Annotated in this window: 13 protein-coding genes; 6 read left to right on the top strand and 7 right to left on the bottom strand. The window is 43.8% G+C overall.

Features of this window, described 5'->3' with window-relative positions:
• Positions 1-296: 296 nt before the first annotated feature.
• The 4 genes from Q8L79_RS07950 to Q8L79_RS07935 form a co-directional block, all read right to left on the bottom strand.
• Positions 297-626 (bottom strand): hypothetical protein, encoded by a 330-nt coding sequence (locus tag Q8L79_RS07950; protein ID WP_305269873.1) that lies wholly within the window; start codon positions 624-626, stop codon positions 297-299.
• Between the two features lie 219 nt (positions 627-845).
• Complete coding sequence (gene tnpA / locus Q8L79_RS07945; protein WP_305269872.1) at positions 846-1,289, bottom strand: IS200/IS605 family transposase; 444 nt, start codon at positions 1,287-1,289, stop codon at positions 846-848.
• A 295-nt stretch (positions 1,290-1,584) separates the two neighbouring features.
• Complete coding sequence (locus tag Q8L79_RS07940) at positions 1,585-2,094, bottom strand: hypothetical protein (RefSeq protein WP_305269871.1); 510 nt, start codon at positions 2,092-2,094, stop codon at positions 1,585-1,587.
• A gap of 232 nt (positions 2,095-2,326) precedes the next feature.
• Positions 2,327-2,971: an FMN-binding negative transcriptional regulator gene (locus Q8L79_RS07935; protein ID WP_305269870.1), complete on the bottom strand. Its 645-nt coding sequence runs from the start codon at positions 2,969-2,971 to the stop codon at positions 2,327-2,329.
• A 384-nt stretch (positions 2,972-3,355) separates the two neighbouring features.
• Here Q8L79_RS07935 and Q8L79_RS07930 point away from each other — a divergent pair, with 384 nt between their 5' ends.
• The 3 genes from Q8L79_RS07930 (at position 3,356) to Q8L79_RS07920 (ending at position 6,390) form a co-directional block, all read left to right on the top strand.
• The gene (locus tag Q8L79_RS07930; RefSeq protein ID WP_305269869.1) at positions 3,356-4,477 is read left to right on the top strand and encodes an aminotransferase class V-fold PLP-dependent enzyme; all 1,122 of its coding nucleotides are present in this window, start codon (positions 3,356-3,358) and stop codon (positions 4,475-4,477) included.
• Between the two features lie 321 nt (positions 4,478-4,798).
• Positions 4,799-5,443 carry a phospholipid-binding protein MlaC gene (locus Q8L79_RS07925; RefSeq protein ID WP_305269868.1) on the top strand — a complete coding sequence of 215 codons (645 nt, stop codon included), beginning with the start codon at positions 4,799-4,801 and terminating at the stop codon, positions 5,441-5,443.
• Positions 5,443-6,390 carry a zinc metalloprotease HtpX gene (locus Q8L79_RS07920; protein ID WP_305269867.1) on the top strand — a complete coding sequence of 316 codons (948 nt, stop codon included), beginning with the start codon at positions 5,443-5,445 and terminating at the stop codon, positions 6,388-6,390. The genes Q8L79_RS07925 and Q8L79_RS07920 overlap by 1 nt, the downstream gene beginning before the upstream one ends.
• Positions 6,391-6,421: 31 nt before the next feature.
• Here Q8L79_RS07920 and Q8L79_RS07915 read toward each other — a convergent pair whose 3' ends face one another.
• Positions 6,422-8,815 carry a Lon protease family protein gene (locus Q8L79_RS07915; protein WP_305269866.1) on the bottom strand — a complete coding sequence of 798 codons (2,394 nt, stop codon included), beginning with the start codon at positions 8,813-8,815 and terminating at the stop codon, positions 6,422-6,424.
• Positions 8,816-9,331: 516 nt separating this feature from the next.
• Here Q8L79_RS07915 and Q8L79_RS07910 point away from each other — a divergent pair.
• From Q8L79_RS07910 to Q8L79_RS07900, 3 genes are all read left to right on the top strand, one after another.
• Complete coding sequence (locus Q8L79_RS07910) at positions 9,332-9,535, top strand: DUF2934 domain-containing protein (RefSeq protein WP_305269865.1); 204 nt, start codon at positions 9,332-9,334, stop codon at positions 9,533-9,535.
• 182 nt (positions 9,536-9,717) lie between these two features.
• Entirely contained in the window at positions 9,718-9,936 is a 219-nt protein-coding gene (locus tag Q8L79_RS07905; RefSeq protein WP_305269864.1) for a cold-shock protein, read from the top strand.
• 51 nt (positions 9,937-9,987) lie between these two features.
• Positions 9,988-10,530, top strand: coding sequence for an HPF/RaiA family ribosome-associated protein (locus Q8L79_RS07900; RefSeq protein ID WP_305269863.1), 543 nt, complete (start codon positions 9,988-9,990; stop codon positions 10,528-10,530).
• 72 nt (positions 10,531-10,602) lie between these two features.
• Here Q8L79_RS07900 and Q8L79_RS07895 read toward each other — a convergent pair whose 3' ends face one another.
• Positions 10,603-10,809: a hypothetical protein gene (locus tag Q8L79_RS07895; protein ID WP_305269862.1), complete on the bottom strand. Its 207-nt coding sequence runs from the start codon at positions 10,807-10,809 to the stop codon at positions 10,603-10,605.
• 761 nt (positions 10,810-11,570) lie between these two features.
• The gene (truD, locus tag Q8L79_RS07890; protein WP_305269874.1) at positions 11,571-12,590 is read right to left on the bottom strand and encodes a tRNA pseudouridine(13) synthase TruD; all 1,020 of its coding nucleotides are present in this window, start codon (positions 12,588-12,590) and stop codon (positions 11,571-11,573) included.
• Positions 12,591-12,728 lie beyond the last annotated feature (138 nt).

The following is a 12,728-nucleotide window of genomic DNA, read 5'->3' as shown; positions in this document are numbered from 1 at the left end:
GGGTGGGGAGCCTATCTACGAACAAGCTCAGAGCTTAAGGCCGGATCGGCTTCCCCAGAAAATCACTTATCACTATAAACTTTTTTGTGTCACATAATCCTGTGTTTTAGAGATGTATTTAATATACAAGGCCGGAATAAGGCCATCCAAGCCTGTCCTGAGCTTGTCGAAGGGCGCATAGCGCGAGGTGGCGTTTCCGGCGAATTTGGGAGGTGTCTGCCGGAAACACCCGTTTTCGCTGCCGCTCGAACCGGCTTATTCCGGCCTACTACAGGGCTACATTGATTTTTTCAGGCTTATTTTTTATAAAACTTTTTAGTGTAGCAGGCCATAAGCAGTCCTCTGACCGTTGCAATATCATTTTGCTTGTAGAGTTTACTGTTCTTATCACTCATAGTAGACATCAGATTTTTTGTATCATCGGAAATATTGCTATTGCTAAACACTGAATCAGCTGCACAATCACAGTAGGATTTGGCTTGTTCTGCAGAGCGTGTGGAACTCTCCTGCTTTATACAGTTATTAATATAAGCTGATTTAATCGGGTATCCCTTATCCTTCTCGCCACTGCATGCCGATAAGCCGAGGCTTAAAGCCGCGATAAACACTAAAATTTTCTTGTTCATTTTGTTCCTTGTTATCGATTATTGTTATGGGGTTGGATTGGGCAAACTGTTTATGCCCGATATTCATATACATCAAAATATTGGGCAACAAAAAGATGTTGCCAGACACGTCTGGAACCCCAACGGGGTTCAAGCCGTTAGCCGGGGGTTGAGCGTAGCGACACCCCCGGATGGCATGGACAAAGAACCTCGACCCCGGCGGGGTCGCAGTAATTCGGGCTACAAATAATCCGGGTTATAATCGACACCAGATTTTTTTAGCATTTCAACCAACTCATCCCGGAACGATTTCATTTTATGGTGTTGTTCCTGATTGGCGATATAGTTTGCCACAGCGTCCAGCCCGGACGCGCTAACGGTGAAAGCCGCATAACCTTCTTGCCATGCAAATTGCTTTTCTCCTAATGTATCATGAACCCACACGGAAGATGCTTTCTTCAATTCCCGCATCAGATCTGCAAGATTGTGCGTGGATTTTAAAGACACCAGCAAATGGACATGGTCATCGATTCCACCAATTCGTTTTGAAAACCCGCCCAGTCTATGGACAATTCCACCGAGATAATCATAAAGCCGGGGACGCCATTTTGCATCTATGACGGGAGCACGGTTTTTGGTTCCAAATACGATATGGTAATGCAGGCTAAGATAGGTGGATGCCATGGTGAATTTCGCTTAAATGTTGTGTTTCTGCGACCCCGCCGGGGTCGAGGTTCTTTGGCTTATGGCATCCGGGGGTATCGCTACGCTCAACCCCCGGCTAACGGCTTGAACCCCGCGGGGGTTCCTGATGCGTTGGATTAACAGATCCGTAGATCCGTAGGGCGGTTTCGCTTCAGCAAACCGCCAATCAACGCACAACGCTGATTACAGTTAGAAGTTGCGGCGGATTGCTTAGCGGCGAATCCGCTCTACAAATAATCCGCCTTACAGCTTTCAACCTACACTGCTTATCTGGTCAGAGGACTGCTTTATTCCGTGATTTATTTATTTCTCGGATTTCGTTGATATTATCTATCAAGTCTTGTTTAGAAAAGCCATCATCGACTGGATCTGGAACACTAAGATATTCACAAACATTCTTACGGTATAGATTTAGCCTATCGTATTTGTCATTATTATCGGACCACATACTACTGGATATAAGTGAAAGTTGTTTGGATGCTTTCACAATATTTTCTGGCTTTGGCAAACCACATATTTTGCGCAGTTGATTATAAAACGGAATTAACTGCTGACTCGAAACCAATCTTGCCCCTAAACGTTTTAGGTTCTTACCAGCAGACAACGCAATTTCCTTTTCTACGATGGAAGCGCAATGAATATCTGAATGATCACTGGCAAGGTAAAACACGACCTCAGAAATTACTTCCCGAAGTTTTTGAGTAGGCTCTATTATCCATTTGAGAACAATTTGGCCAAGAACAAATACAAAAACGCCTACAATAATAGTTGAAAAAAGCATCACAACTTAGTCTCCGATTTATCAAGCATAACGTAATATATACGACACCAATTGCCGTATAAGAAAATTGTGTTGTCGTATATTCTTCATAAAGCCCTCTAATTATTTGTTTTCATTAAGCCAACGTTACAGCAACAGGCCTGATGTACAAACAAATACAACACCATTAACCCACCCAAAAAATCACTTCCAATCAGGCTAACGCCAATTGTACCCCGAATTGCAGCCGCGTATATCAGCCAACATTTTTAACCCCGGAATTGACCAGCTCAGCCATTGCCACCGCCTCGCTTTGTCCACTGCCATTCAACCCTTGGATAACGCTAAGCTGATTCTGCGGCGGTTGGTTTTGACTGACTTTCCACTTTCCGATTAATCCTGTGATAACCATTTCAATACCGACCACAGCCCCAACCAGTCTTTCAGTAAAATCCTCCGGCGCATCCGACACCGCCCACGGCTCGGGAAAAGCGGCTTCGTTATGCTGTGTTAACGCTTCAAGCTGAGTGCGAACCCAAGCAGCGTCATCAATAATACGCAAAGAACCGTAAGCATGAACTACCGCATAATTCCAGGTCGGAACCACCTTCCCTGCTTTCTGTTTGGTCGCATACCACGATGGGCTGATGTAAGCGTCCGGGCCATGAAATATAGCCAGCGTTTCAACATCCGCTGCAAGGTCACGCCAGAGTGGATTTGCCCGTGCTATATGACCGCGTAACACGCCAAACGGTTCAGGCGTTGGCGAAAGATGCAATGGAATGTGATTGGCGTTAATGCCGTTTGAATCGAGCGTTACCAATGTCGCCAGCGGCCGGTTGCGAATCAGCTCGTGCATGACTTCAATATCGGGCTGTTCAAATTGTGATGGTATGTACATGGGTCTACTCGGAAATAAGGACTTCGCTGATTTGAATAACCGGTTCTATGTCGGTGTAATTGGGCATATCGTCTTGCAGCACTGCAGCGCACTGTTAACTTTATATATCAAAAACATCATGACTAAGTTGAATGCACCCAACAAAACTTCAGCTGCGATGATGGGATTATTGTAACTCGATTTTTAAATACGCTATATTGAACGCAGTGAAGCTAAAGAATGCGGTCTAAAACGCGAGTGCAAATGTGTTGTTACACAAATTTATTTACACCCTCAGAAAGTCGCCTAAGAGCGAATCTATGCGGCTATCTCGGGTAAAGGTCTGCAATCGCGCATCAATGCCATTTTAAATGAACATGCTGTTTAACCTACCACGTGGATACCATGAAACACCCTGAATTCCCGCTGATCGACGAATTAATTTATCTTAACCATGCCGCCGTAGGCCCCTGGCCCAAAAGAACCGGCGCGGCGGTAATCAAGTTTGCCGAACAAAACACCCGCTACGGCTCACACTTCTACTTGGACTGGCTGAACAAGGAAGCTGAATTACGCACCCAATTGCAGGCTTTGTTAAATGCCCCCTCTCCTGACGATATTGCGCTGGTTAAAAACACCTCGGAAGCCTTGTCCTTTGTCGCCTACGGTTTGATTTGGCAGCCCGGCGACAACATTGTGTCCAGCAATGAGGAATTCCCTTCCAACAGATTGCCTTGGGAATCCTTGGCCGATCAAGGCGTGGAATTTCGCCAGGCCGACTTACACAGCGCCGATTCCCCCGAAGATGCTTTATTTGCGCTGGTAGACAACAACACGCGCTTACTGACCATCAGTTCCATACAATTTGCCTCGGGACTGCGTATGGACTTGGCAAGAATAGGCGAATTCTGCAAGCGGCGCGGTATCTTGTTTTGTATTGACGCGATCCAGAGTTTGGGCGCGGTGCAGTTTGATGTGCAGGCTTATCAGGCGGATTTTGTGATGGCCGACGGTCATAAGTGGATGTTCGGCCCTGAAGGTTTGGGGGTTTTTTACACCACGCCCGAAGCCAGGGACAAACTAAAGCTGACCCAGTACGGCTGGCACATGATGAAAGATATTCACAATTATGAAAACAAGCCGTGGGAAGTTCATCCCACCGCCCGTCGTTTTGAATGCGGCAGTCCCAATATGCTGGGTATCCATGCTTTTTCCGCCAGTTTGTCTTTGCTGCTGGAAACAGGTATGGCAGCGGTCGAAGCTCAGGTTTTAGAAAAGTCCGATTATGTACAGGATGCGATTGATAAAAGCGAGCGGTTGGTTTTATTGTCGGCGAACCGGAGTGCGCTTAAATCCGGTATTGTTATCTTTAAACACCGGACGCTTGCAAACGAGGCGTTATATAAATATCTGCAGGACAACGGCGTGGTTTGCGCCTTGCGCGGCGGCGGCATACGATTTTCACCCCATTTTTATAATACGTTTGAGGAAATCGACCGGGCGTTTGAGTTGATTGACATATTGTAGACAACGGATGCGCACAATGACTAAGGAGCTACCCTAAGAACACGAAAAGCTGATGATGCCGGTATTTTCTAACGCTTGACACCTAATCATCCAGAATGTTATTTGTCAATACGCAATCGCCCCAACTTGCGCTTTATTAAAACTACCGACATCATGCTATATGCTAAAAATGCAGTAAAAAATTAATTAACAACACTTTTCACTACATATATCGGTTTGGCGTTGGCTGGTTGCCTTAGCATCACGAAACGATGACTAAGCCCAGGTAATTCTCCGATCACTATTATTTAATCAGTATGATTATTTTAAAACCGGGTAGTTATGCGAAACCGAACTAAACACTACGTAATATTCGATTTATTTTTTGCACTATTACTGGGTTTAATGCCTGCCACTAAAGTAATAGCCGAGGATTTACAACCCCCTCAACAAATCATCCAAAGCGTATCGGCACAATTACAGCAAAAACTGAAGGACAAATCCTTTACCAAGGATTTTAGACAAGTTACGCAGTTCGTTAATGGCGTTATTTATCCTCATACGGATTTCGATAAAATCGCGCCGTTAGTTCTGGGAAAATATTGGAAAACAGCAACTGCTGGAGAGCAGGAGCGGTTTAAACAGGAGTTTCGAACACTGATAGTAAGAACATATTCCAGAGCGTTTGTGGAATATAACGATTGGACCATGCGTTTCATACCACTTGAAATGTCAAAGGAAACCACAAAAATCATCGTAAAAACAAAGGTTCTGCAACCCGGTCTGCAACCTGTTGACGTAAATTACCGGATGTTCCTGAGTAAAGGCGACTGGAAAGTCTACGATATTATGATTGACGGTGTCAGTCTGGTGACTAATTATCGTTCGACCTTTAACGACGAAATCCAAACCAAAGGCTCATTAAGCGCGGTTATTGATAGTCTTGCTAAACGTAATGCCGAGGCGCTTTCAGCAAAAGATTCCTAATGACAGAGTTTAACCACAAACTAAAAAACCTCGTTCATATGTTGGCGCTTTTTCTTTGCATGGGCGCCATTTTGTCATTGCTGGGTTTTATTTTGGCCGGAGTCAATGGCATTCTATGGGCAGCGGCTTTAGGTGTTCTGATACTGGTTATTAGCCCGAACATATCGCCGTCTTTTATCTTTTCCATGTATGGCGGCAGGTTACTATCGGCAAATGATGCGCCCGGCCTTTATCGAATAACACAGGAACTGGCCTCTCGCGCCGACTTGCCGGCACCGCCCGAGCTTTACTATTTACCCAGCCAACTGATGAATGCCTTTTCTGTGGGTACGTCGGCAAATTCGGCCATCGGTCTTAGCGACTCACTGCTGAATACACTGACTATGCGGGAAATTATTGCTGTACTGGCACATGAAATCAGTCATATCCAGCATAATGACGTGCGCGTGATGACTTATGCCGATATCCTCAACCGGATCACCAACACGTTGTCTTTAACCGGTTTCTTGTTGGTTTTTTTAAATCTACCGCTATATTTTCTGGGCTGGGTTACGATTTCATGGTTTGCATTAGGTGTGCTGATTGTCGCTCCAGGCATTATGAGTTTCCTGCAACTTTCATTATCTCGAATGAAGGAGTTTGATGCCGATCGTCAAGCCATTTTATTAACGGATGATCCCGAAGGTCTGGCAATGGCATTAGCTAAACTGGAATTCTATGAGTCCTCAATTCTCGATATGTTATTTGGCCGAGGTCATAGAGGATCAATTCCATCAGTCCTCAGAACGCACCCGGGTACCGAAGAAAGAATCAAACGGTTGTTAAGTTTTAAAAAACCGACAAAACAGGCCTTTAGATATTCAAACCATGACAGATTTTCTGTACCTGTCCACTATCAAAAATCAATTAGAAAACCTCGCTGGCATTTAGGCGGTTTCTGGTATTAAATCATTCGGATACCGCCCCGGTGTCCACGCTCTAATTCTCGGATTTACTATTAAATTCCTTTTTAATCTTAGTAAATTGTAGCAACTGGGCTTCAACTTGGCCGTTAAACGATTCCGTCTGATAAACCCCTTGTTCGTTAACGGCGCCTGCTTCCATGCCGCTAAGTAACTCAAGTGCTTCATCAACGGTTGTTACCGCATAGATATTGAATTGACCGGATTGAGCGGCATGCACCACATCCCAGCGCAGCATTAAATGCTTAATGTTAGTAGCGGGAATGATGACTCCTTGAGTGCCGGTTAAACCTTTTTTGGCGCAAACATCAAAAAAACCTTCAATTTTCTCATTAACCCCGCCTATCGGCTGGACATTTCCCAACTGATTGACTGAGCCGGTGATAGCCAAATCCTGCCGTAACGAAATCTGGGCAATCGACGATAAAATGGCGCAAAGTTCAGCTAGCGAAGCGCTGTCGCCCTCAATGTATCCGTAAGATTGTTCAAACACCAGACTGGCGGCCAAGGAGAACTCGGTTTTTCGGGAATATCGGGCGCCAATAAAACTCGACAATATCAATACGCCTTTGGAATGGATGGCTCCGCCTAATTTGGTTTCACGTTCAATATCAACTACTTTTCCACCGCCTAGCCGGGTAGTCGCGGTAATCCGGGACGGTTGTCCAAAGCTAAATTCACCCAATTGCAAGACCGAAAGACCGTTGACTTGACCGATGACTTTGCCTTCAAGATCAATTAATACAGTGCCTCGGTGGATATTCTCATACAGTTTCTCCCTGATCTTATCCAGTCGATGCGTTTTATGATCAATGGCTTGTTGCACATCGCTGTTGGTAATATGTTCGTGACCATTACTGTCCGCCCAATAATCGGATTCCGATAACAAGTCTTTGATACTACGCAGATGAGTTAGCAATTTTTCCGCATCGCCGACCATTCTGGAGCTATGCTCAATAACCCTGGCAACTGCGTTTTGGCTCAAGGGGCGTAACTTTTCTCGACGAGCGATAGTCGCCAGCAAACGGGCATAGTCCTGGTCATTACCTTCTCTGGAAACCGACTCGTCAAAATCTGCTGCGATTTTAAACAGATCGTGAAATTCCGGGTCATATGCGCAGAGTAAATAATAAATCAGCGGCTCACCCATCAGGATAAGTTTTAAATTAAGCGGGATAGGTTCCGGTTCCAGCGACGCGGCACTGATCAGACTGAGCGTCCGTTCCAACGACTCGATACGGATTTCGCCGGATTGCAGGGTTCTTTTAAGCGTATCCCAGGCATAGGGTTGAAACAGTAATTTTCGGGCATCTATAAGCAGGAAACCGCCATTAGCCTTATGCAATGCGCCGGGTTTGATCATGGTGAAATCGGTAACGAGCGACCCCATATAAGCCTGATGATCGATACGGCCGACCAGATTGCTGAAATTCGGATGATCTTCATAAATGACCGGAACTGCTTTCTTGCCGCTAAAATCCACCATCAGATTCACGTAATAACGTTTAAGCGGATTAGATTCCTGCGCTAAGTCCATAAACGGCAATATTTTTTCGCTACGTGGAAGAAAATCCAGCACATGCTCAATAATGTCTTTTTGAGCATCGTTCAGATAACCAAGGACAGCTTCCTGTTTGGCATATTTTTCGATCAGGTCATCTATGGAATGGTTGACGGCTTGCTCCGCGACTTCGCGGTTAAGCGCTTGCAGTTTGCGCTTGGTTTCCTTGCGCCAGATAGGGAAGTTTTTCAGCAGTTTTGCCAAGCGTTCCTGCAAGTCGAAAATGGTTTTTTGTATTTCATGCTGTTTGTCTTTATCGAACTTATTAAACTGCTCTGGACTGATAATTTCGTTGTTTTCATTTGCCGGGGAAAATGCATAACCGGTCGCGGTTTCCGTGAGAATAATATGAGCGTTGGCCGCCTCTTCACGCAACCGGCTGAGTTCGTTTATTTCCCGTTGACGCGATTCGCTTTCAAGCTCACCTGCTCTGGATCGGTATTCGTCACCGTCAAACGCCGCAGGTATAGCGATGCTCAGCTCGTCAATCAGCTGCGCCATATCATGCTTGAACGCCTGGCCTTGCCCCGGCATTAATCTAATGGTCCTCGGTTGGGCAGGTTGACTGAAATTATTTACATAACACCAATCCGAAGGAATACATTGTCGACTGGCTTCGTGTTCGACCAACTGTCGTATGGTAGTCAATTTACCGGTACCGGCAGGAGCCATTGCAAAGATGTTGTAACCGTTTTTATTCATGTGGATGCCCAATTTGACGGCTTCCACAGCGCGTTGCTGTCCCACGGCAATATCAATATCTTCAAGCTCATCGGTGGAACTGAACTTTAATTGTTCAACATTGCATGGTTTATAGAGTTGTGAAGGATCCAACGGTGTATTTTTCATGGGTTATATACTCTGCGTGGAAAATCCAATTTACTAATTTGGCAGCGTTAAATAAACGCTCCCTGCGCTTTGTGCAAAAACTATACCCTATACTAATGATGGTGATCGATTTTGAATATTGATCATTAACAAATCCAAACACAGCAATGAAATTTATATTTTAATAATAGCCGCTATTTAACCCTATTTCCAGAACATTGTTACATTAGATATTAGTAGAGTGCACCGCCCTGCTCATTTAACGACGAGTGCGTGTATTTTTTGGTTAAAAACGCCTAACCTACTGGTAACAAAGAACATAATGACACGCCAGCCTCACTTGCCAGTTCCGGAAAGCTTCAGATTACATGGGTAAAACTCATTAATTTCAATGTGCCTTTAAAATTTCTGCAGCACTAAGTATTCACACTAATATTTTTGTGCATAATTTTTTGTTTCAATGTTCACAGTTAAATTTTTTTATGATCACTAATACTTTAGATGAATCTAGCAAATTAGCTATGAGTGAAGTGGAAAATGAATACGCCCATCGAAGACACTATTTTAAACCCAACAGTATCTTTTACGCCTATAAATCTCCCAGACTGTTATACAAAAATTGCTGAGCTTGCGTTCTACAAGGCAGAAAGCAGGGGTTTTGAACCAGGCCATGAATTTGATGACTGGATCGAAGCAGAACAGGAATTGAAAAAAATGACTGCTGAAAGCACCCCTCATTAAATCATACTAAATTTAAAGATTTTATTTTTATATTACTGGAGATGTCATGGCTAATTAACTAATAAGACTTGAAAAATACGTGGTTATCTATCAGATTGATAGCTACCATTTACCGAAAAATCAGAATTAAGTAACGTCTTTATTACTTAATGAAAATAAATTTATTCTTTGGGATTTTGATTATGTCTACACAAACACAAACTAATACCGGTACAGTTAAATGGTTTAATGCCAGCAAAGGCTTTGGTTTCATCGAGCAGGAAAAGGGCCCTGATGTTTTCGTGCATTACAGTAATATTAGCAGCACAGGGTTTAAGTCATTATCTGATGGGCAAAAAGTAAAATTTAACGTAACACAGGGAAAAAAAGGCCCGCAAGCTGAAGATTTAATTATTCTTTGATGCTACGACAAACAACTCATTCTCGTATTTAGCCTCAACAAGGTGACTAATATGCAAATCCCATTACAAATTACTTTTCATGGGATACCTCATTCAGATGCTGTAGAGGCTAAAATCCGTGAAAAAGCAAGCAAACTGGATAGATTTCATTCACATATTATAGGATGCAGAGTTGCGGTGGAGGCCGAACACCACCGCCACCATCAAGGCAATCAATACCATATACGGATTGATATCACCACGCCGCGCAAAGAATTGGTCATCAGCCGGGAGCATCATGACAAAAAGGCTTATGAAGATATTTATGTAGCCATACGTGATGCCTTCAATGCCGCGACACGGCAGCTGGAAGATTATGCACGGATTCAGCAGGGTAAGGTTAAAACTCATGACTTGCAAAGTACCGGAACCGTAATTCGTATATTACCGAAAAAAGATCACGGTTTTATTGAGGCCGAAGATGGGCATGAAATTTATTTTCATCGAAACAGTGTGACAGGAAGTGGGTTTGATGCGTTACAAGTTGGCGATGAAATCCGTTATATCGAAGAAAGCGATGACCTCGGCCCACAAGCCAGCATTGTTTATCCCTAAAGATGCTGGCTTTATATAACCGACACTCTAATTGCTTATATACTGAATAATAACCCCGGTATGACTTTATTTTTATTCCAGATCTTTAAAATCATGCCGGACTGTTTCAACTTTAGATCGGTATGTTTCGGCATCGCCATAATCGATGAATTTCTGATAACGACTGTGTAAGCTTTTAATGCGTTTGGCATGCTTGACTGGACACCAGAATTGCTCTGTGCGCCCGGCTATTTCCTGCATATAACCAAACAAACCATTGACGTAACTTACAGTAGGCACAGTTAATAATTCCTATGGCATTAAGATATTTTAAATATTGTCTATCGAAAACAATATAGTCTTGTCGTTTTACCTTTGGAATACCATAGATAGGAAAACATATTACTTGATAAAAGCTGATAGTTATATCCATTAATACTACGGGTACAATGCACATCCATATAAAAGGAACACTCAGTATATTTTTTAACTTAGCATCGACTATATAGTTAAATAACTGTTTGGCGTATTCCTTATGTCGAATAATAACTTTCTCTTCAAAATAGACACGTCGCTTAGAAATTTCATAATAAAATTCTTTCTGTTGTTTTGTAATTCATCGACCAGCTCATCTTCCAATTCTTTTATTTTATCCAGCAATACATCAATTTGTGTAGGCATCATTAATTCCTTTTCAAAGAAAAATAAGTGGCGTTTAAAATAAAATATAAAAATACAGACATTCATTTAAACATAATACGGATAATATAAATTTTTTTAAAAATCCATTAATGCATAGGCTTGCACGCAACTTGATATTCAAAAAATAAAATACTGCCGGATGACTACTGATGAAGTCAGCACCGTAATTATTGGCATCGGAAAACCCAATATTCTTAAATATTATCAACAGGAAATCGAGTTAGCTATTACAAAATACTTACATGAACAAATAGCTGTTTTTTCCCTTGGGAGAATGCAGGAGGATCTTTTTAGATTTATGTTAGTGCTTTAATTTACAGATATCCATGAAAACGACTCCCCGATGAAGCCGGGCCGGTCTATACGATAATTTCCCGCAGCACCGATGTGGCATAGCTCCCCGCCGGTAAGGTAAAACAAAGCTCCAGCGTCGCGTCATCAATAAACTGCCAGTGTAAATCCTGCACATTAACCCTTAATGCGCGTCTATCGCGGTCAATGGCGCTCGCTATCAAACCTTGAGCCAGTTGTTGATGCTCGTCGATAACAGCTTGTTCAACAGCTAGCGCATCGACTGACACATCGACATTTCCCCGACCCCATAATACGCCGGTAGGATGAATTTCTTTGGCCGCCAGCCTCCGAATGATTTCTGCATCCGGATGCTCCGATTGGAAACAGCTGTGCGACAAATCGAATTGATAAGTATCGCCTGCAATCGGCTGATTCCAGTTATTTTGCGTTATCCGGTAAGCCAAAATCAGGTTGAACAAATAAGACCGGGCTGCCGACAAATAAATGCTGCGCTGCTCCCGACCCGCTTTTGCACCCTCAAACATGGCCAAAGCCTTGCTGACATTTTGCCCCTCGTTGCCAAAGCGTTGCAAGCCGAAATAATTGGCGATGCCGTTGGCTTTGATCAGTTCCAGTTGCTGAATGGTTTTTTCTTGATCGCCCTGCCAGTCGCGAACAATCAGTTTAAAACTGTTGCCCGACAACACGCCGCGCTTAAGTTTCCGGGCATGACGATCCGCCTGCAACACCTTCATGCTGTCTGATTCAAACTGTGCCCAGTCAGGGTCGGCTTTGCCGGGCAACCAGACGCTGAACCATTGCGTCGTGACCGCGTACCGGTCTTTTAGGCCTGCGTAACTGACATCGCGTTGCCGGACGTTGGCGAATCTGGACAGTTGTCTGGCAACATATTCGGTATTTTCGCCTTTCTTTTCTATTTGCAAAAAGGCATGTTCGCCCGCGCCTGACGGTTCGAAAGACAGGTTTTCTTTTACGATAAAATCTTCGGGTAAACTGCGGATTTTTCCGGTACCGGATGGTTGGCCGTAAACGTAAGGCCAGACGGGGATTTCAATGTTTTGCATAAAGTCTTCTCGTTCCCACGCGTTGCGTGGGAATGCATCTGGGACGCGCTGCGTCCCGTTAAGCCGTAGCCATTTGTTTTCTCGCGGCGCAATGCGCCGATACTGCGTCCCCCACGTAGCGCGCTCATCTTTATACAT

It is taken from the genome of Methylobacter sp., assembly GCF_030680395.1.
Lineage (GTDB): Bacteria > Pseudomonadota > Gammaproteobacteria > Methylococcales > Methylomonadaceae > Methylobacter_A.
The sequence above is the reverse complement of the archived record's forward strand: the minus strand, read 5'-3'. Positions and strand labels throughout refer to the sequence as shown.